The 19,329-nt window shown below is 40.5% G+C and carries 20 protein-coding genes and 1 pseudogene; 12 read left to right on the forward strand and 9 right to left on the reverse strand.

The window, feature by feature from the left end; translation table 11 throughout:
• The 3 genes and pseudogenes from FTU38_RS16970 to FTU38_RS15385 form a co-directional block, all read right to left on the reverse strand.
• Positions 1-67, reverse strand: a pseudogene (locus tag FTU38_RS16970) (helix-turn-helix domain-containing protein); the annotation flags it as partial.
• Between the two features lie 17 nt (positions 68-84).
• On the reverse strand, positions 85-1,515 hold the full coding sequence (locus FTU38_RS16920) for a KAP family NTPase (RefSeq protein ID WP_257225738.1): 1,431 nt from the start codon (positions 1,513-1,515) through the stop codon (positions 85-87).
• Between the two features lie 60 nt (positions 1,516-1,575).
• On the reverse strand, positions 1,576-2,199 hold the full coding sequence (locus FTU38_RS15385; protein ID WP_168378582.1) for a LysE family translocator: 624 nt from the start codon (positions 2,197-2,199) through the stop codon (positions 1,576-1,578).
• Between the two features lie 171 nt (positions 2,200-2,370).
• Here FTU38_RS15385 and FTU38_RS15390 point away from each other — a divergent pair, with 171 nt between their 5' ends.
• Positions 2,371-2,829: a DIP1984 family protein gene (locus FTU38_RS15390; RefSeq protein ID WP_168378581.1), complete on the forward strand. Its 459-nt coding sequence runs from the start codon at positions 2,371-2,373 to the stop codon at positions 2,827-2,829.
• 237 nt (positions 2,830-3,066) lie between these two features.
• On the opposite strand, the gene FTU38_RS15395 is transcribed toward FTU38_RS15390, so the two are convergent.
• On the reverse strand, positions 3,067-3,270 hold the full coding sequence (locus tag FTU38_RS15395; RefSeq protein ID WP_180064033.1) for an NF038215 family lipoprotein: 204 nt from the start codon (positions 3,268-3,270) through the stop codon (positions 3,067-3,069).
• A 306-nt stretch (positions 3,271-3,576) separates the two neighbouring features.
• Between FTU38_RS15395 and FTU38_RS15400 the strand changes: the two genes are divergently transcribed.
• From FTU38_RS15400 to FTU38_RS15420, 5 genes are all read left to right on the forward strand, one after another.
• Positions 3,577-4,125, forward strand: coding sequence for a TetR/AcrR family transcriptional regulator (locus tag FTU38_RS15400; protein ID WP_180111750.1), 549 nt, complete (start codon positions 3,577-3,579; stop codon positions 4,123-4,125).
• A gap of 6 nt (positions 4,126-4,131) precedes the next feature.
• Positions 4,132-5,781 (forward strand): MFS transporter, encoded by a 1,650-nt coding sequence (locus tag FTU38_RS15405; protein WP_180111752.1) that lies wholly within the window; start codon positions 4,132-4,134, stop codon positions 5,779-5,781.
• Positions 5,782-5,843: 62 nt separating this feature from the next.
• Entirely contained in the window at positions 5,844-6,962 is a 1,119-nt protein-coding gene (locus FTU38_RS15410; RefSeq protein WP_180111754.1) for an HlyD family secretion protein, read from the forward strand.
• 130 nt (positions 6,963-7,092) lie between these two features.
• A complete protein-coding gene (locus FTU38_RS15415; protein ID WP_180111756.1) occupies positions 7,093-7,983 on the forward strand; it encodes a 1-aminocyclopropane-1-carboxylate deaminase/D-cysteine desulfhydrase in 891 nt (296 codons plus the stop codon).
• Positions 7,984-8,016: 33 nt separating this feature from the next.
• A complete protein-coding gene (locus FTU38_RS15420) occupies positions 8,017-9,216 on the forward strand; it encodes an NAD(P)/FAD-dependent oxidoreductase (protein ID WP_180111758.1) in 1,200 nt (399 codons plus the stop codon).
• 380 nt (positions 9,217-9,596) lie between these two features.
• Here the strand turns inward: FTU38_RS15420 and FTU38_RS15425 are convergent, their stop codons facing one another.
• From FTU38_RS15425 to FTU38_RS15435, 3 genes are all read right to left on the reverse strand, one after another.
• Positions 9,597-9,779: a hypothetical protein gene (locus FTU38_RS15425; RefSeq protein ID WP_180111760.1), complete on the reverse strand. Its 183-nt coding sequence runs from the start codon at positions 9,777-9,779 to the stop codon at positions 9,597-9,599.
• 70 nt (positions 9,780-9,849) lie between these two features.
• Complete coding sequence (locus FTU38_RS15430; protein ID WP_180111762.1) at positions 9,850-11,628, reverse strand: mechanosensitive ion channel; 1,779 nt, start codon at positions 11,626-11,628, stop codon at positions 9,850-9,852.
• Between the two features lie 284 nt (positions 11,629-11,912).
• Positions 11,913-12,191 carry a hypothetical protein gene (locus tag FTU38_RS15435; RefSeq protein ID WP_111884899.1) on the reverse strand — a complete coding sequence of 93 codons (279 nt, stop codon included), beginning with the start codon at positions 12,189-12,191 and terminating at the stop codon, positions 11,913-11,915.
• 348 nt (positions 12,192-12,539) lie between these two features.
• Here FTU38_RS15435 and FTU38_RS15440 point away from each other — a divergent pair, with 348 nt between their 5' ends.
• From FTU38_RS15440 to FTU38_RS15460, 5 genes are all read left to right on the forward strand, one after another.
• On the forward strand, positions 12,540-12,962 hold the full coding sequence (locus FTU38_RS15440; RefSeq protein ID WP_078191199.1) for a hypothetical protein: 423 nt from the start codon (positions 12,540-12,542) through the stop codon (positions 12,960-12,962).
• A 337-nt stretch (positions 12,963-13,299) separates the two neighbouring features.
• Entirely contained in the window at positions 13,300-14,247 is a 948-nt protein-coding gene (locus tag FTU38_RS15445) for a transporter substrate-binding domain-containing protein (RefSeq protein WP_180064028.1), read from the forward strand.
• A gap of 70 nt (positions 14,248-14,317) precedes the next feature.
• Positions 14,318-15,061 (forward strand): amino acid ABC transporter permease, encoded by a 744-nt coding sequence (locus FTU38_RS15450; RefSeq protein ID WP_078191087.1) that lies wholly within the window; start codon positions 14,318-14,320, stop codon positions 15,059-15,061.
• Positions 15,061-15,744, forward strand: a complete 684-nt coding sequence (locus FTU38_RS15455) for an ABC transporter permease subunit (protein ID WP_168378570.1) — start codon at positions 15,061-15,063, stop codon at positions 15,742-15,744. The genes FTU38_RS15450 and FTU38_RS15455 overlap by 1 nt, the downstream gene beginning before the upstream one ends.
• On the forward strand, positions 15,741-16,484 hold the full coding sequence (locus FTU38_RS15460) for an amino acid ABC transporter ATP-binding protein (RefSeq protein ID WP_078191089.1): 744 nt from the start codon (positions 15,741-15,743) through the stop codon (positions 16,482-16,484). Before FTU38_RS15455 ends, FTU38_RS15460 begins: the two co-directional genes overlap by 4 nt.
• Before the next feature lie 428 nt (positions 16,485-16,912).
• On the opposite strand, the gene FTU38_RS15465 is transcribed toward FTU38_RS15460, so the two are convergent.
• On the reverse strand, positions 16,913-17,674 hold the full coding sequence (locus tag FTU38_RS15465; protein ID WP_180021330.1) for a ferredoxin--NADP reductase: 762 nt from the start codon (positions 17,672-17,674) through the stop codon (positions 16,913-16,915).
• 85 nt (positions 17,675-17,759) lie between these two features.
• Between FTU38_RS15465 and gigC the strand changes: the two genes are divergently transcribed.
• Positions 17,760-18,644, forward strand: coding sequence for a LysR family transcriptional regulator GigC (gene gigC, locus FTU38_RS15470; protein ID WP_078191091.1), 885 nt, complete (start codon positions 17,760-17,762; stop codon positions 18,642-18,644).
• 44 nt (positions 18,645-18,688) lie between these two features.
• Here the strand turns inward: gigC and FTU38_RS15475 are convergent, their stop codons facing one another.
• Positions 18,689-19,216 (reverse strand): excalibur calcium-binding domain-containing protein, encoded by a 528-nt coding sequence (locus FTU38_RS15475; protein ID WP_180111765.1) that lies wholly within the window; start codon positions 19,214-19,216, stop codon positions 18,689-18,691.
• Between the last annotated feature and the right edge of the window lie 113 nt (positions 19,217-19,329).

Raw genomic sequence — 19,329 nt, forward strand, 5'->3', positions numbered from 1 at the left:
GTTTGGCCAGAAAAATGAGTCGTTCTCGCTGTTCTAAACTAAGTGGTACAGAAACAATCCGAGGCATGTGTGAACATCTGTTAACTAAAAAAACCTTTTCGCATGATTAGTTATTTTTGTCAACTTATCAAAATAACCAAATTTTTTAATATTTTCCTGTAAATTTACAATTTTTTTGTATTGGCTAATTGCTAACATTAATAGACTTTCAATTGAGCAGAAAATGAGACTTTTTTCTTTGAAATATACCAACATACTAACCGTATGAAGAATATCTGTTACATTAGTTAAACTTTGATGTTCAATACTTAATTTTGCTTCTTTGACTAGTTCTTCGAACTCTTTTTGTTCTAAATCCAAATAATGCCAAAGTTTAAACCAAGTGGGTGACTCTTCTTGTAATCTAAAATATGACTCATATAACTCATCGTGAATTATTTTATCTAAAATAATATTTTTATTCAGAATTTGATCCCAAAGCTTTTGAGTAAAAATATAATCATTCAGATTCATTTGATACTTTTTATGGAAACCGTGTGCATCTTCACCAACATAGCTGACAAGATGTTGAAAAGCACTAGTCCTTTTTTCTTCATTGGTCGAAGGTTCTTTGTCATCAAGCTTAAATTTTAAGATTTCTCCTTTAAATCTTCCTTTTTTATTTTCCAATGAAAGTGTTAAAAAAACCTTTAATACTTTTTTAAAAATGTCAGGATCAAAACAATCTTTATAAGAAAAATATTCTTTTTTATAAAATCTTTCAAAGTCAAAAATTGCTTGCTTAAAAGATCGTAAATTTTTATAGCCTACTTGGTTAAAAGTTTGCTTTATTAATTCAAAATTTGAAGTGAGCAGGTTGTTTAAATCTCTATTTTCAACCTCATGTAGAATACTTCTAATTGCTAACTCTTGATCCTCTATATAATAAAAAGTTGCTCCAATAAGTTTTTCTTTTTTTCTAGTATATTCTTCATTATCTTTAATTTCTTCTTCATTCGACACAATAAGGGTTTTAATTCCTTCCTGCTCTACAAAGTAATTAATATAGCCAAGTACTTCCTCTTTTTTTAACTCACAACGTTCTAAATCATCAAAAACTAATACGAAGTTATCATTAATTTTTAGATAATCTGGTAAATCAATATTGGGAATGCTACCTGAGATATTTCCATCTGATTTACCATCGTTGTCTAAATCAACTCTAATTGTTGCTTTCAATGTACCTTTTAAAATTTGACCTGCTAATTTTGCACTTTTACTCCCAAGAATTGGATGAATACTTTTAAAAATAGCTTCATCAATCATATAAGTCTTAGTAATACCATTTAAACTCACATAACAAATCTTTTTTCCCTGATCTTTTTTCTTTTCTAAATATTGTTTTACAAACCATGTCTTGCCACTACCCCATGCTCCATTCAACAATACAGCATATTCAAAATTCTTATTTCCATCGAAATAATAGTCTAAGTAGTCTTCAATGTGCTTATTAGGTTCTGAAATGTAATTAGACATATTAAAATTCAAAAATAAATTATTGTATTTTAATATATTTCTTTACACCTTAACTGTAAATCACTTCATCCCCAAAATCAGCTTTAATCCAAGCACTGTCATCACTGCCCCAGCTGCCCGATCAAAACCCGCTTTAAACTTCAAATAAACTTTGCGGGGTTTTTCTGCCGATAAAGCTACAGCGACCAATGAGCACCACCCTGCATCGATAAAGAAACACAAAACTGGCAATACAAAGTAGAAATACGTCGGAATGTCTTTCGGTAAAAGTGCCGTAAAAATACTGGCTAACACAATTGCAATTTTAGGATTCGACAACTGAGTAATTAAACCAGTGGTAAATGCACGACGGAGTGACATTTGCGAACTGCTCGAATTGCCTGCTTCGATGGGTTCTTTGGCATGTTTTATAATTTTAAATGCCATCCAAAGCAGATATAAACCACCACAAATTTTTAAAGCCAAATAAGCAGAAGGTACAGCCAATAAAAATGCCTGCAAACCCAATACCGCTAATAGCCCAAATATTGCAGCGCCGAAACCTGTACCAAGAGCGGTAAATAAACCGTGTTTACGTGAAATCGCAATGGAATTCTTCGCCACATAAATTGACGTTGGCCCCGGGCTCATTGCACCAAGTAATAGTGCTGCCGCAATCGAGCCTAATATCCAAAATGATTCCACTGTCACACCGTTTTCACTTAAATTCGTGGCAATTTTACAGATAGAATCTCTGAATTTCTCCCTATAATTTGCAGTGTTTATTTTAATTGACCAAATTTTTCACTATAAATAACTTGAATACCGCATTAATCCATCGCATGATCGTTAAAAGTACAAATTAATATCAAGACAATGAAATTAGCTGAAGCCCTACTTTTACGCAGTGACTTACAAACAAAATTGGCCTCGCTGCAACAAAGAATCAATAACAACGTGCTCATTCAAGAAGGTGATGCACCTAGCGAAGAACCAAATGCTTTAATTCAAGAAGCATTTGCCGTAAATACAGAACTTTATGGCTTAATTGAAAAGATTCACGCCACCAACGCACAGGCTAAAACCAGTTCAGGACGCTGCATGCTTTCGGTCCTCAATGAACGTGATTTATTGACCCAACAGCATCGTATCTTGCAACAAGCAATCGACAGCTCACGCCGTGAAAATGGTCGTTATAGCTCGAGTGAAATCCGTTGGATTAAAACCATTGCAGTGGCAGATTTACAAAAACAGGCCGATAGCATTAGTCAGCAACTTAGACAAAATAACTTAGAAATTCAGGCATCCAATTGGCAAATAGACCTGATAGATTGACCTGATTTAAGCATTTGAACCACGGTTCATTCCAGTTCGGGCATACTGGGCGAGTACAGAGCCTTTTTAAATGTTTGTAAGGCTTTAATCCAACAAACTAAACTGCAGAAGTAAGACGTCTACTTCAAAATGTTCACACATCTGACGTAGCACACTGCATCTGTGACTCTTTACATGTCACGTCTCACTACCGTGTACTGACAGTATGTCCACCTAATTTTTTTACAGATCCATCTGCTAATCGTCATCTGCAGCGGCTTCATTGAATGCAACATCTTCACGGGGCAATTTATAGTCATGGTCATTTACAGGGACACCACCAATAATCATGGTGCGATGTTCATTTTGAGGACGATGCAATTCGTCAGTCGTATCACAACCAACCATCCAAAAACTGCACAGGCACAGCATAGGCAACACAGCCCGACTTAATTTGCTCATTGGATGCCCTCCATTTTTATAATTATCTTGTTTATAAATTCAGCATAGCATTTTTGTGCAGATATTCACCTTATTTATCTGCCGATTTAGGGTCAATTGTCAGGAATTATGTCTCGACTGTCTTACGAATGCGGATGTAGATTGATGATGATAAGAAAATATTTCTTTTAACAATAAATAATTTATTCATTTTATTAAAACTACATAGACGACAAGTTACAAAAATGCTATCGAATACGATTTTACTTCGGACACTTTTGTCCGTTTAATATCTAGATAAATTTAAAATGATGCTTTCAAAGAATAATGTCCACACGTCAACAACTCGCTGCACAAAATCGTGAAATCCTTTTAGAAGCTGCGATTGAGGTATTCCGTATTCACGGAATCAATGCGCCTCTACAACTCATCATGGATCAAGCTCAAGTTGGACGTGCGACGTTTTATCGTAATTTTAATGACCGTCGTGAGTTGGTAATCGCCTTAATGCAAGCTGCCTTGAACCGACTTGAACAGCGTGCGCTTAATTATGCACAGTTCGATGATGGATTTATTCGCCTCATTCAAGACCATATTTATAATATTCCCTATCTCACGGCTTTAATGGAATATTGGCGTGTTATCGATCGGGATGATCCTGCCATGGTTGAAATATACCAACGACGTGATGCTATTTTGCAACCGATAATTGATCAGGCCATTCAAAATGGTCGCTGTCGAGCAGACTTTAAACCGGCGGACTATGCCATGGTCACTTCCATTTTGCGGGCAGCTTTGCAAGGCCATACCGAAGCAGACCAAGAAAAACTCGCCAAACGTGCCGTTGAGTTTTTACTGCATGGTATTTGCGGGTAACACGTCATGTCCAAATCACCGCGTTTATTGGAACCTGCTCCGGATTGGACACCCGAAGAAAAACCGACTTTGCCCGGCTCTCCTGCTGCGATTGCACATCCGACCTATAAGCGTTTTTTATACTTCTTTATCGGTTTATTTGTTGCGATCTCGGGGAGTTTAAGTAATGGATTTATCACGGCAAATTTACCCCTTCTACAAGGTGAATATGGTTTAACGCCTTCAGAAGCGGCATGGATTCCTGCGGCATTTGTTATGGCCAATGTCAGCTCTAACCTGATCTTATTTAAAGCCCGTCAACAATATGGACTTAGGCTATTTTCAGAAATTGGCTTGGTATTATTTATCGCGGTGATGCTGCTGCATTTATTTGTCCATACCTATGAAATGGCAATTTTTGCACGGGTGATTAGCGGCTTACTTGCAGCTCCACTCAGTTCGCTTGGGATGTATTACATCATGCAAGCCTTTAAACGTGCTCATTTTGGTCGTGGTCTATATCTGGCTTTAGGCTTTCAGCAGTTGGGGATTCCGTTGGCATGGATCATGTCTCCCTATCTGGTCGATGTCAACGATTGGTCTATTTTTTACACCTTTGAATTAGGTTTAGCCTTATGTTGTTTGGCAATGGTGGTGTCACTCAAATTGCCACGCAGTTTAAGAATCGAAGTGTTTGAAAAGCAGGATTTATTCACCTTTGCATTATTGGCACCCGGCTTTGCTTTGCTATGTATCGTGTTGACTCAAGGCCCGATTCTTTGGTGGTTTGAAGCTGAATGGTTGGCCTATTTACTCATCGCCGCTTTGATTCTTTTAGTTGTTGGTCTGACCTATGAACATTTTCGGGTCAATCCCCTTATTGTCACACGCTGGCTAGGAACATCGTCGACCGTAAGTTTTATTATCGGTGCCTTTGCCATTCGCTTCCTCATGTCAGAACAAAGCTATGCAGCCGTGAATTTTTTGAAAACCATGGGCATGGGACCCGACCAATTTGTTTCCTTTTATACCGTCGTGCTGATCGGGATTGTCTTAGGTACAGTGTTTAGTGCCCTGACCTTTTCCAAAGAAAAAATTGTGCTTCATCTGCTTGGTGCAGCAGGTCTCGTGCTCTTTGCCTGTGCGCTGGATTACCACCTGACCAGTGATGTTCGACCGCATGATTTTTATTGGAGTCAGTTTTTGGTGGGCTTTGCTAGTGGCATGTTTATTGGCCCACTTTTGCTTACAGGCATAGTCAGTGCTTTGCAAAAAGGCCCATCGTACATGGTGACGTTTATCGTGTTGTTTTCTGCGACACAGACCTTTGGGGGTCTCGTCGGCTCATCATTCTTTTCGACCTACCAGCAAATGCGTACCCAAACTTATCAGGCACAGATTTATAATGATTTATCGCAAACATCCCCTATAGTCGAACAGCGCCTACAACAATTGGCGCAAAGTGCGCATCAATATTCTTTAGACCCTAATTTAGATCAACAACAAGCCATACGTAGCCTTAATCAAACCATCACTCGAGAAGCCCAAGTTCGAGCCTATAACGATGTGATTTTTTTAAATGGCATATTCGCCGTTTTATTGTTGCTTTGGGGTTTATTGCTGATGGGCAAAAATAAATATCAATTACGCCAACAGCAACGCACGGATAGTAGTTAAAATTTTCCCGACTTAAACAACATAAGCAACCGCCAAATGACCTAATTGATATTGAGAACAACATGACCGAAGACCATAAACCCACTGAGCAAGCAGCACCACAGCAACCACAAACAGCAACCGCTATGCCTGCGCCATCGAGCAAGCTTATTTCTACGCCGCAGCGTACCCTGGTTTTCATGTTGATCATCCTCTTGTTGGGAATTGCACTGATCTTATGGGTGTGGCGGATTGGTCCATTTCATAACAGTATCGAGTCGACTGAAAATAGCTATGTCAAAGGCAAAACCACGGTGCTTTCATCACAAATTAATGGTTATGTGAAAGATGTTTTGGTGACGGATTTTGATCATGTGAAAAAAGGTCAAGTGCTTATGCATATCGATGCAACGACCTATGATCAAAAAGTCACACAGGCTGAATCTGGGGTGGAACAAGCACAGAACTCACTTGCCAATCAAAGCCAGGCCATTGAACAACGCAGAGCAGATATTACGGCAGCCGAAGCGAAAGTGGACCAATCACGTGCGGCCTATGAATTAGCTCTTGCACAAATGACGCGCTACCAACAACTCGGCAATACTGGCGCTGCATCGAAATCAGAACAAGATAAAGCGATTGCAGACGCTAAAAATAGTTTGGCCCAACTTCATCAAGCAGAAGCCAATTTACTGGTTGCCAAAGAATCATTCAAAACTGCACAAGTTGCAGCGACAGGGCTTAAAGCGCAAGTGAATAGTGCTAAAGCACAATTTGATCAGGCAGTGACCACCAAAGACTACAGCACGATTGTGGCACCTATGGATGGTCAACTTGGCGAAGTCAGCCCGCGTATTGGTCAATATGTTGCGGCAGGCACTCAACTGATGTATTTGATTCCACAGCAGCGCTGGGTGACTGCCAACTTTAAAGAAACGCAAATTGCAGATATGCATATTGGTCAAAAAGCGTGGTTCAGCGTCGATGGCATGAAACATCAAAAATTTTACGGCAAAGTTGAGCAAATCTCCCCTGCGGCTGGTTCTGAATTTAGTGTATTGAAACCTGACAATGCCACAGGAAATTTCACCAAAGTCGTGCAACGCATTGCCGTGAAAATTGCGATTGATCCCAATCAACAAGGTTTGGAAAACTTAAGACCCGGTATGTCTGTCGTGACCTCTGTTGATGTTGCTAGTTAGCGGATGCTGGTAGTGAAGTGCGTTAAGTAAAGTTGAGCTGAACAAGATGTAAAGGATTTCATCTTCCGCACCTACCGTTTTACAATGCCTACCTATTTGACCTCTAACCACCAAGATAACGATTACCAACATGTTTGAATCTATCGCCCACGCCATTCCTGAGCAGACTATTCAATATCAAGGGGTTGATTTGTGTATTAAGCGTTTGGACTTGGTACACCCACAAATATCAGGCAATAAATTTTATAAACTCAAATATAATTTTATTGAGGCGCAGAAATTAGGGTTTAAACAGGTGCTTAGCTTTGGCGGTGCTTATTCAAATCACATTGCAGCCACAGCATATGCTGCACATTTATTTGGATTCGGCAGTTTAGGCATCATCCGTGGAGAAGAATTACAACATCAAGCCCGAAATCCTACTTTAGCCACCGCCGAACAGTTTGGTATGCAGCTCAGTTTTGTCACACGCCAACAGTATCGAGAACAGAAACAAGCAGACGCTTTAGCGCAATTACGACAGGAATTTCCCGAACATTATGTCATTCCTGAAGGTGGAACCAATGCATTGGCTATCCGTGGCTGTAGAGAAATCTTAAGCCATGAAAATCAAAAAAATTTTGATCTCATCTGCTGTGCAGTCGGTACAGGTGGAACCATAACGGGCTTGATTGAAGCCAGTGCTGAACATCAACATGTTCTTGGCTTTTCAGCGCTCAAAGGCAATTTTCTTTGCGACGATGTTGCTCAGCTGACGCAGAAAACCAATTGGAGCATCAGTGATGAATTTTGCTGTGGTGGCTATGCCAAAACAACGCCGGAACTTTTACAGTTTATGCATGACTTTGAGCAACGCTATGCGATTCCATTAGAACAGGTCTATACGGCTAAAATGCTGCGAGGTATTTTCAGCATGATTGAGCGGGGTCAGATTACAAACCATCAACGTGTTTTAGTGATTCATACTGGTGGCCTACAAGGTCGCCTGAAAGGTTCAACCGAAGCGCTAAAAAGCGTATAATCCTGCGTCCTTTCTTCCACGCGGAAACTTACCATGTCGCAAAATCAATATGATGTCCTTGTTTTAGGTGCTGGTGCATCAGGCTTAATGACGGCATATAAAGCGGCGCAGCGTGGACGCAAAGTTTTGGTGGTTGAAAAAGCCAATAAAGTTGGCAAAAAGATCCTGATGTCTGGCGGTGGTAAATGCAATTTCACCAATTTGTATGTCGAACCAGAAAATTATATTTCACATAATCCACACTTTGTTATTTCAGCATTAACTCGCTATACCAACTGGGACTTCATTGGTATGGTCTGCGAATATGGCATTGAGTACGAAGAGCGCAAACATGGGCAGTTATTTACCCAAAATGGTGCAAAAGAAATTCTCGCCATGCTATTGGCAGAATGTGACAAAACAGGATTGGTGGATATTAAAACCAACTGTGAAGTAAAAGCAGTCAATGCCTTACCTGAACAAGGCTTTCAAGTGGCAACCAATCTAGGCTATTTTGAAGCAGAATCGGTGGTTATTGCCACTGGTGGTCTGTCTATTCCTACATTAGGCGGTTCAGGAATTGGCTATGAAATTGCCAAACAATTCGGACATTCCGTCTACCCCACTCGCGCTGGCTTAGTACCCTTCACCTTTTCAGATAGTTTTAAAGAAGTCACCACACGCTTGAGTGGCAATGCTGTTGAAGCCACGTTATCGAATGAGTTAAATAGTTTTACTGAGGCTTTACTCTTTACTCACCGTGGTTTAAGTGGCCCAAGCTCATTGCAGCTTTCAAACTACTGGGATGTCGGTCAACGTTTTAATATCAATTTCCTGCCAACTTTAGATGTTTTAGATTTCCTCAAATCTAAAAAATCCAGTCAACCCAAAGTGTTACTGCGTACACTGTTCAATGAACACTTACCGAAAAGCGTGGTTGTGGAATTACAAAATCTGATTTGGCCTGAACAAGCTGATTTAGCCATTGGCAATATCAGTGATGAAAAACTAGAACTCATTGCAAGCCGTTTAGAAAGCTTTGAAGTGAAACCATCAGGCACTGAAGGTTATCGTACTGCTGAGGTTACACTCGGTGGTGTGGATACCACTGAAGTCTCATCAAAAACCATGGAAAGTAAAAAACAGAAAGGTTTGTACTTTATTGGCGAAGTACTTGATGTAACAGGTCATTTAGGTGGATACAACTTCCAATGGGCATGGGCTTCTGCGCATGCAGCTTCTGAATACGTCTGATCTCGACATAGAATTAATTAAATATAACCTGCAGAAGATCTCTGCATAAAAAAAGGGGCTGATTCATTCAGCCCTTTTTCTTGCCCGATCTGACTTATTCAAGATAGTCGGTTTTAAATAATGATACTGACGACGACGAAGTTCGTTGAATTGTCATATCCATTTTTTCAATGGCAACTGAAATATGTTGTGGTTGCACGCTTGCGGTTTGTTTGAGTGTCGATACTAAAGTATTGAGCATTGAAATTACCCCCATTTTGCCATTCCTTTGCACGGATCATAAGTGTCATTCATGACAGCAATATGAATCCTAAGTTTTTATATTTTAAGTAATATTCCATATATCACTATTACTTAAAATACCAATTTTCGGGTAAATTTCAATCATTTTTTTTAAACTGATTGGTATTATTATTTTCACTATTAGACGGTAATTGCTCTACCTGCTCCAAATCAGTGCGTTTTGATTTTGCAAAAATAAAGCGTCGTGCGCTCGCCAAAAAACCTACCGTGATCCCCGCAATAATCACTGGGGCTAAAAATTTATTCGGTGCTTTTGCCATACAATATTCCTTATAGAGCATTAAAATCGACCACCTATAGCGTGGCCGATTTTTGTAAAGACGGAACAGGTTAATTAGGGTCATCCGGTTTTGGCGGAGTTACGGGTGCCGAAGGTGCATCGACCTCTTTTTCAGCCTCACCAGTTGAACCAAATGGATTATTTTGTGGTTGATCACTTGGGTTTACATCCAACTGATCTGGCGTGGCCGTTTCTTTTTCACTGACGCCGGGAGCAGCTTGCTGAATGTTTGGATAGCCATCATCTGTTTTCACTTCAGAAGTCATCACAGATGTTGATGGCGTTGGACTCGCTGCAGACGATGTAGTCGTATTAAATGTGGTTTTTGCCTTCGCCTGTTCCTGTACTGGATTTGGTTCATTGGCTTCGCGTTTCGCTTTATCGATAAGATCTGATAACAATCGTTCCGCCGGATTGCGACCGCCTAAACCAAAGGCCAAAGCGAAAGCAACTGCGACCGCGCCGAGGGTTAAACCAAAGGCCAAATTTACGATCGAGTCGGCAATACCCATGGCACGTAAGCCCATGGCTACAACCAAGCCCATAATCAGCACACGAACCAAATTACCTAACCAACGTGAACTGTTGTATTCCCCTCGTTGCACCACATTTGCCACAATATTGGCAAGCCAGAAACCCACCACCAAGATCACGGCACCAAGTAAAATACTTGCACCGAACTGGATAAACATGGCAATTAAGGCACTAATTTGTTCAAAGCCTAAACGGTTAGCGGCTTCAGATACCGCAAACAACATGGTGAAAAATACAATCAGGTAACCGACCACATCCGACACTTTGGTATTGCCCAAAAAGCGTTGAATGTCTAATTTTTCTGGTACAGAATCTACACCAGTACCCGAGATTACATCCACCACTAGACGTGCCACAAAGCGTGACACCACATAGGCCAAGATTAAGATTAAACCTGCGGCAATAATGTTCGGTATTGCATACATGATCTCATGCAACATGGCTGTTGCAGGCTGAGAAATCGCCTCGATGCCAAGTGCTTCGAAAGCCACAATTAAAGCCGTGATAATGACTATAGCAAAGACAAAATTACCCAAAACTTGAGCAAGTTTTGCGTTTTTAAACATGCCCACTTTTTCGACTTGCTGCTGCAAACTCAAACTGTTCACCAAGCCTTCCATAATCCCTCGCACAATCTTCGCCAAGATATAACCCACAAAGACGATGACACCAGCAATAAAGATATTGGGAAGATAAGAAACAACTTCAGTGACCATATTTTGGATTGGGAACAAGAGACCGTTCAAACCCAAGATCGATAAAACAATCGGTAGGAAAAGTAACAAGATTAGCCAATAAACAATTTCACTGATATTTTGGCTGATTGGGCTGACGCCAACCTCAGAACTGAGTCTTTCATCGAGTTGGGTTTTATCAAGCAGTTTCTTTGAACCGACTTTGACCAAACTCGCCACAATCCAGCCAATAAAACCTACAGCTACCGCAGCCAAAAGCTGTGGAATAAATAATAAGAACTGCTGAATCATATTACTGAATGGGCCGCTGACACTGGTCAAATTCAGCACATTGAGCGCACCAATAACGGCAATGATCAAAATTATCCAGAACACTACTCTGGAGACTATATTTTCAACATTGGAACGGTGCCCAGTTGCATTTGAAAGTTTTTGATTTGTACCTAATTTTTGCAGAACTTTTTTGACGCCAGCAGCAATCAATAAAGCAATGACCCAACCAATCAGGAGAATTGCTACTGCACTTAAAATGGGGTGAAACTGTTCCCAATAATACATGGCATCAAAACGGCCACGCGGACCACCCAGATAATCATTCATATGTTCGCCCTCATTGTTATACATGATCTGTTGTTATGTGCATTTTTACGTATGCCGCGATATCACACAGCATTAGTGCTTTGAACTTAAGCTTTCTTTTCCACCTTAGTTTTTGCGTATTTTTTAATCAACCAAAGTATGCATAACTCCAACAAAAGCTCACAATTGAATGTAAAAAAGCCTTGGGACAACCAAGGCTTTATTTATGTCACTCTGAAGAGATACTTAAGGTTCAGATCTTGCACTAATGTAACTCTGACTCATGTATTTATCATCAATTATTATCAACGATCTGTCGCAGTTGCAGTATTTGAATCATTAGCAACAGCTTCATCCCCCGCTGTACCGCTAGTCGTATCATTGGCTGTCGCAGTTTGTGCATTGGGTGCAGGATGATCAGGCGGTGCATCCGAAGCAGAAGGTTTCATATCTGCAAACATATAAAATAATAATGCGATTAAAAAGATACCCACTAAGATCAGTATGTACACAGGGATACGTTTTTTTTGTGTTGTTTCTTCCGTACTGGTGGTATGGGGTGGTTTATTAAAATCGTGTGTCATATTCCCCTCGCTATTTTGTTGTTCATAGTTGAATTTTTATACTAGCAATACAATATCCTGTATTGTGTGAAGAACAATTACAATCCGTGAAAACATGTAACTTGAAAGATCAGTTCAATTTACATCCGTCTTGCTGTTTAAATAGATGACTGATTTTTAGATTTAAAATCAATCGCTAAGGTAAAAATATCGGAGCATGAAATGAATGTACCATTTCAATCGTATTCATTTTCAGAGTATCAAGTGTTGCAAAAATAAATGCTTTTTTGAGCTAGATGGAATTCTCTGCTTTTGATGAATGAAATGAGCTATAATCATGCACCTTATTTTTCACCTGTTATCAAATCTATGGCGTACCATCAACAAGGTGTAACGCTTGATCTTGACACTGACGTCACTCATCAATGTTCCCTTCATTACACTCGTGATCAGCATCTTATTGGCATTATTGAATTTAGTAAGCCAAGTTATGTGTTGAAATGGGGTGATTTGGAATATTTCCGCCGACGTACTGAAGAGTTTTCAGTGATGCCATTCCCTGAATGCATCAATGCGATGGTGATTGATATTCGAAATATTGCGGCTTTTTTAGATAATGAAGTGCCTATTATTCCTTGGCGCTTGCTCGAAGAAGAATGCCCGATTCGCTTAGTTGTTCCCCAAGATCGACTGGAGCATTATGCTGGCTTTTTTGAACCGACTTGGTTGACTTCCGACGTAGACACAGCGATTCAAGAAATTCGTGAATTTATGGATATGTTTGTGCATTAACACGGAGATTGAACTAAAGTTTAATCCCGAAAACCTCCATTTGGAGGTTTTTTTATGCCCTTTTATTTTCATTATCTATTTCACAATAAATATAATTCATTTAATATTCAATCGCTTATAACAAATTTACTTATAAAAAATCTTCATAACTTATCCCATTTCTTAGTAACAATTCGGCAATAAATTTTGCTTGAGCCTTGTTCGATTTATCACCTAAGATGTAGAAAATGATCTCTTTTTTATTGTTGAAACATTCTTAAAAACAGAGCAATAAAACTAAATACGTAACAAGATCATAAAAAGTGGATATTAAATCAGGGTAAAAGGAGTTTTAACGATGACGTCAAAAAAACATTTAGCAACTTTGTTCTGTGCAAGTGCGCTCACTTTAGGGCTTAGCGCATGTAGTGACAATAAAGCACCTACAACGGATAAAGCTGCAGGAAGTGAAGCTGCTGTTTCTGACTCAGGGACTTTAGATAAGATCAAAAAATCGGGCACGATTGTTTTAGGCTATCGCGATTCATCGATTCCATTTTCATATATCGCAGATAATCCAAACCAACCTGTGGGTTATGCGCATGATCTTCAATTAAAAGTAGTTGAAGCAGTAAAAAAACAATTAAATCTTCCCGATTTAAAAATCCGTTATAACTTAGTGACCAGCCAAAACCGAATTCCATTGGTTTCTAATGGCACCGTCGACTTAGAGTGTGGTTCAACCACCAACAATAAAGAACGCCAACAACAAGTTGATTTCTCAACAGGTTTCTTTGAAGTGGGTTCACGCTTACTTACTGCAAAAAACTCTGGGATTAAAGACTTCGCTGACCTTAAAGGTAAAAAATTAGTCACCACGGCAGGAACTACATCTGAGCGTTATATTCGTCAACATGAAAAAGAGTTAGGTATTGGTGAAGTCATTTCTGCCAAAGACCACGCTGAGTCTTTCCTCATGCTACAAAATGGTCGTGCAGCGGCATTTATGATGGATGATATTTTGCTGGCGGGTGAAAAATCGAAAGCCAAAGATCCAAATAAATGGGAAATCGTGGGTACAGCACCGATTCAAGAAATTTATGGTTGTATGCTACGTAAAGGCGATATTGGCTTTAAACAAGTGGTTGATGATGCAATCAAAGCGACCTATAGCTCTGGTGAAATCAATGACATGTATAAAAAATGGTTCCAAACGCCAATTCCACCAAAAAATATCAATTTGAATTTCCCGATGTCTGATCAATTAAAAGCATTGATTAGCAATCCACATGACCGTGACGAATAACTTTCCCTAAACATTCTAAAGATGCTTAAGCCAAACGGATTTTGGCTTAAGCTCATTATAGGGAGTTCCTATGAATTATAGCTGGAATTGGGGTGTGCTGTTCCAATCTACTGGTGTAGGTGATTCGACCTACCTGAATTGGATTTTAATTGGAATCGGCTGGCTGTTTGTCATCGCTTTGGTGGCATGGAGCATTGCGATGGTGCTCGGCAGCATCTTGGGTATTATGCGTACCCTACCGAGTCCTGTAGCACGAGGTATTGGTACTGCCTACGTGACTATTTTCCGAAATGTACCCTTATTGATTCAACTGTTTATTTGGTTCTATGTTGTACCTAACTTCCTCCCTGCTGCGATTAAAAGCTGGTGGATGAATGACCTTGGGGCAAATACGACCGCCCTAATTTCTGCAAGTGTCGGCTTGGGTCTATTTACAGCTGCACGGGTCTGTGAGCAAGTCAGGACAGGTATTGAAGCGCTTCCTTTGGGGCAAACCAATGCAGGTTATGCCATGGGATTTAGCACGGCTCAACTTTACCGCTATGTGATCTTACCGCAGTCATTCCGCACGATTTTGCCACCCCTCAGCTCTGAGTTGACCAACTGTGTCAAAAACACCTCAGTTGCGTCTTTGGTCGGTGTTGCAGAAATCATTTCACAGATGAAAACCATCAGTGAATACACGCAAAACACCATCGAAATTTATACCTACGTCACCATTATTTTCATCGTGATCAACATCTGTTTAATTGGTTTCATGAATTTTCTGGAAAAACGCCTACGCGTTCCTGGCTTAATTGCAGGAGATAAATAATGGAATGGCTCAGTTCTTTTATTCAAGACCTCCAAGCGTCTGGCCCTGCACTATGGCATGGTTTCAGCATCACGCTAAAAGTGGTGATCACGGCAACCATTGGTGGTGTCTTTATTGGGACTTTATTGGCGTTGATGCGCCTGTCCTCGATTAAAGTATTTAATATTTTTGCTAAAGGCTATGTGAACCTTTTTCGTTCTATTCCTTTGCTCTTGGTGCTGATGTGGTTCTACTTTGCCGTACCCTTTATCTACACAGGGATTACAGGTAACTATCTGACGATTGATACTGCCCTCGTGTCGAGTATTGTGGCCTTCATGCTATTTGAAGCGGCTTACTTTTCAGAGATTGTCCGTGCCGGGATTCAGTCAATTCCTAAAGGTCAAACTTCTGCAGCTTATGCTCTCGGTATGAGCTATAGCCAAGCGATGCGCTTAATTATTTTGCCGCAATCTTTTCGCAAAATGACGCCACTGCTTTTACAGCAAACCATCATTCTGTTCCAAGATTCAACCATGGTATATGCCATCGGACTGTTAGACTTTTTCCGCACCAACTATGTTCGAGGCGACCTCATGTCATTGTTAACTCAATACATTCTGTTTGCCGGTCTGGTGTATTTCACTATTAGTATGATCGCTACCTATGCAGTTAAAAAATTACAACGGAGGTTAAGTGTATGACCGATCAAAAAACGATGATTGACCTCCAAAATGTCAGTAAATGGTATAAAGATTTTCAAGTGCTTACCGATTGCACGACTCAAATTAAACAAGGTGAAGTGGTTGTCGTGTGTGGACCTTCAGGTTCAGGCAAATCAACGCTCATTAAAACCGTCAATGGACTTGAGCCTTTTCAAGCCGGTACGATTTTAGTCGACGGTATTTCCATTAATGACCCAAAAACCGATTTAAATAAATTGCGTAGTCGTGTCGGTATGGTGTTCCAGCACTTTGAACTGTTTCCACATTTATCCATTACCGAAAACCTGACCATTGCGCAGGTTAAAGTCTTGGGTCGATCAGAAGCCGAAGCCAAGAAAAAAGGCTTGGCTTATTTAGATCGTGTGGGTTTGAGTGCGCATGCCGCTAAATTTCCTGCACAGTTATCAGGTGGACAGCAACAACGTGTTGCCATTGCACGTGCGCTCAGTATGGACCCGATTGCCATGCTGTTTGATGAACCAACTTCGGCACTTGATCCAGAGATGATTAACGAAGTGCTTGATGTAATGGTGGGTCTTGCCAAAGAAGGTATGACCATGATGTGTGTAACCCATGAGATGGGCTTTGCTCGTCAGGTTGCAGACCGAGTGATCTTTATGGATCAAGGAAAAATTGTAGAAGACTGCAGCAAAGATGATTTCTTTAATGCTCCTCGTGGTGAACGAGCGCAGCAGTTCTTAAATAAAATTCTGCATTAACATCAAAACGTTTATTTAACTGATGTTACGAAGTAACATCAGAAGCGTAATTTGATTCAAATAAAAGTACGATACGCGGTAACGTCATCCGCAAGTGTTTGAGATAGAACTTCTTCTAATCAAAAATGTTTTTGCGATACTTTAGATAATTAGACGCTTGTGAACGAGTTTTGTCGGTGAGGTGATTGCACCGCAAGATGGTTTCCTTGCGAAGCACGCTTCTCATTTTGCCTAATGAGAAGCGTGCTTCGTAAGAGTACCTCCAGCCGAAGGCTAATCACTTTATTCATTCCCTTGATGTAAGACTCCGTCGAATTGGCTTAAAAATCATTTTAAAAATGCAAAATTACTTTTGCATGCGTAACATCAGTTATTTAATTTCCGAAAATAAAAAGCTCATCCATCGATGAGCTTTTTTTCATGGCAGATTACCAATAATTTTCTACAGCAATATTGCCTTCACCACGACGGTTCATAGTCAAACCACGCGCCTTTAATGCCGCCTTGGTGTCATCAACCATTTGTGGATTACCACACAACATGACATGCGTCGTTTCCACATTAAACGCTAAGCCTGCCGCCTGTTCTAACTCGCCATTTTCAATTAAAACTGGTAAACGGTCATGCAGCGGTGCATTTGGATCACGTGTCACAATAGGTATAAATTTGAAGCCCGTATGCCCTTCACCAAAGGTCTCAGCGATTTCTTGAATCCGCTCTACATAAGCCAGTTCTGATACGGTGCGCACACTGTAGACTAAATTAATTTTTTCGTATTTAGACCACGTTTCAAAGTCTTGTAGCATCGATAAAAATGGTGCTAGACCCGTTCCTGTTCCCAACAGCCATAAGTCCTTTGGCAATGGCAACTGATAACGCGCCAAGGTAAGGAAACCATATGGAACTTTTTCTAAATACAGCTCATCGCCCACTTGTAGATGCTGCAAATTTGAAGTAAACGCACCATCAGGAACGACGATAGAGAAAAATTCTAAAGTTTCATCAAAGGGGGACGACACCACAGAATAGGCACGAACCACCAATTCATCGCCCACTTTCAAACCAATTCGTGCGAACTGACCAGCGGTAAATTTAAAATGTGCAGGGCGTGTCATGGTAAAACTGAACAAAGTATTGGTCCAACGGTGTACAGATAAAACCTTTTCTAAGCTAAATTTTTCAATTGACATGATTTGAACGTGGCGTGACAGACTGTGCTCATGTTAGCATGACAGCATAATTTATTAATATTTTTTAAATGTTAAGGCCTGATTCATGCGCATGACTTTACGCCAGTTGGCTGTTTTTGTAGCAGTCGCTCAAGAAGGTACCGTTACCAAAGCCAGTGATGCTGTCAAACTTACTCAAAGTGCAGCAAGTATGGCATTGGCAGACCTCGAAGATGGTCTCGGTGCTCCACTGTTTGACCGACTTGGTAAACGCTTGCAATTGAATGACTTGGGTCGTTTTTTATTGCCACAAGCTTTGGAAATTTTAGGGCGCTGTGAAGCTTTTGAACAAGCAGCCAAAGGCGAACTACAAAGTATTGATCTGCGTTTGGGCGCGACCCTAACCATCAGTGACTACTTGATGCCAGACCTCATGGCAGATTTCTTACAAATTCAACCTCAAGCACATTTACAACTTCAAGTCGGCAATACCCGCCAAATGATTGAAGCGGTAAACCAATTTCAGTTGGATTTGGCCTTAATTGAAGGTTCATGCCACCTGCCACAGCTACAATGTATTCACTGGCGTGACGATGAACTTGCGGTGTGCTGTTCACCAGAGCACCCTTTAGCGAAGCTGGATCGTGCACTCACTGCAGCTGACTTTGATAACGTGGAATGGATCTTACGTGAAGAAGGTTCAGGCACACGTGAAGTATTTGACAACGCAATTTTAAAAGACCTGCCAGATGCCAATATACGTTTAACCTTGGGTCATAACGAAGCCATTTTAAAAATCGTGGCAGGTGGTCTTGGTATGTCATGTATTTCTAAACTTGCGATTGAGCCTTTACGTGAAAAAGGTCAATTGGTGGTTTTAGATACGCCGTTCTGGCAACTTGCCCGTCCATTATTCATGTTGGTACATCGTCAGAAATACCAAGGACCGGGTCTCAAAGCCTTTATGCAATTTTGTGAAAAATCTGTTTAAATAAAAAAGCGCCTGATGGCGCTTTTTTATTGAGAATGTTTCCATTACCACCTTGAATCATTCTCACAAGCAATACCGTCATTATCACCATCCATCTTCGTGTTTGGACAATTCTTAATAAACCACTGAGCTTCATCTCTTGAGCGCATTTGACTGCAATGCTGTCGTCCATCACAACTAAACTGAGCTTTTTCTACTGCCCTTGGCGAATCACTTGAAGCAGGTGCCTGCGCAGTGTCTTGAACAACAGACTGAGCTTGCGTTGAACCTGTGCCATATAGATTTCTTTTACCTTGCTCAGACAGCACCCGATCGGGCAAATCCCCCTGTGCTTTACGTTGTTCTTTTACAATATTTTCATTTTCTTGCATGAGCTGTTGTAAATGTAGTTGCTTCTGTTCTTGGTACTGCTGATATTTCCCATAAACAGCCACAGCTAATACCACAATTACAATAAGTCCAATCATGCTGATGATTTTACTGCCCCAGACTGTGCCTTTGGCTGTATCGTGAGGCGTAACTTGGTCGTTCACTCGATCTGACATTGATTCAAATGACGGTGTCAACGGCATTCTAAAATTGACCCCTTTTACCTTTCAAATGGCAAAGTAAAATTGACCCCTTTGATCTCGTATTAAGTTTCAACCTGGGGCTGAATCCCAATTCTTTTTTTATCCTTCAAACG

This window comes from Acinetobacter sp. YH12098 (genome assembly GCF_013419235.1).
Lineage (GTDB): Bacteria > Pseudomonadota > Gammaproteobacteria > Pseudomonadales > Moraxellaceae > Acinetobacter > Acinetobacter amyesii.

Excerpts from the sequence above, each read along its gene's own strand:
- FTU38_RS16920 (WP_257225738.1), bottom strand. The coding sequence starts at position 1,515 with ATGTCTAATTACATTTCAGAACCTAATAAGCACATTGAAGACTACTTA.
- FTU38_RS15390 (WP_168378581.1), top strand. The coding sequence starts at position 2,371 with ATGAAATTAGCTGAAGCCCTACTTTTACGCAGTGACTTACAAACAAAA.
- FTU38_RS15395 (WP_180064033.1), bottom strand. The coding sequence starts at position 3,270 with ATGAGCAAATTAAGTCGGGCTGTGTTGCCTATGCTGTGCCTGTGCAGT.
- FTU38_RS15400 (WP_180111750.1), top strand. The coding sequence starts at position 3,577 with ATGTCCACACGTCAACAACTCGCTGCACAAAATCGTGAAATCCTTTTA.
- FTU38_RS15405 (WP_180111752.1), top strand. The coding sequence starts at position 4,132 with ATGTCCAAATCACCGCGTTTATTGGAACCTGCTCCGGATTGGACACCC.
- FTU38_RS15410 (WP_180111754.1), top strand. The coding sequence starts at position 5,844 with ATGACCGAAGACCATAAACCCACTGAGCAAGCAGCACCACAGCAACCA.
- FTU38_RS15415 (WP_180111756.1), top strand. The coding sequence starts at position 7,093 with ATGTTTGAATCTATCGCCCACGCCATTCCTGAGCAGACTATTCAATAT.
- FTU38_RS15420 (WP_180111758.1), top strand. The coding sequence starts at position 8,017 with ATGTCGCAAAATCAATATGATGTCCTTGTTTTAGGTGCTGGTGCATCA.
- FTU38_RS15425 (WP_180111760.1), bottom strand. The coding sequence starts at position 9,779 with ATGGCAAAAGCACCGAATAAATTTTTAGCCCCAGTGATTATTGCGGGG.
- FTU38_RS15430 (WP_180111762.1), bottom strand. The coding sequence starts at position 11,628 with ATGAATGATTATCTGGGTGGTCCGCGTGGCCGTTTTGATGCCATGTAT.
- FTU38_RS15435 (WP_111884899.1), bottom strand. The coding sequence starts at position 12,191 with ATGACACACGATTTTAATAAACCACCCCATACCACCAGTACGGAAGAA.
- FTU38_RS15440 (WP_078191199.1), top strand. The coding sequence starts at position 12,540 with ATGGCGTACCATCAACAAGGTGTAACGCTTGATCTTGACACTGACGTC.
- FTU38_RS15445 (WP_180064028.1), top strand. The coding sequence starts at position 13,300 with ATGACGTCAAAAAAACATTTAGCAACTTTGTTCTGTGCAAGTGCGCTC.
- FTU38_RS15450 (WP_078191087.1), top strand. The coding sequence starts at position 14,318 with ATGAATTATAGCTGGAATTGGGGTGTGCTGTTCCAATCTACTGGTGTA.
- FTU38_RS15455 (WP_168378570.1), top strand. The coding sequence starts at position 15,061 with ATGGAATGGCTCAGTTCTTTTATTCAAGACCTCCAAGCGTCTGGCCCT.
- FTU38_RS15460 (WP_078191089.1), top strand. The coding sequence starts at position 15,741 with ATGACCGATCAAAAAACGATGATTGACCTCCAAAATGTCAGTAAATGG.
- FTU38_RS15465 (WP_180021330.1), bottom strand. The coding sequence starts at position 17,674 with ATGTCAATTGAAAAATTTAGCTTAGAAAAGGTTTTATCTGTACACCGT.
- gigC (WP_078191091.1), top strand. The coding sequence starts at position 17,760 with ATGCGCATGACTTTACGCCAGTTGGCTGTTTTTGTAGCAGTCGCTCAA.
- FTU38_RS15475 (WP_180111765.1), bottom strand. The coding sequence starts at position 19,216 with ATGCCGTTGACACCGTCATTTGAATCAATGTCAGATCGAGTGAACGAC.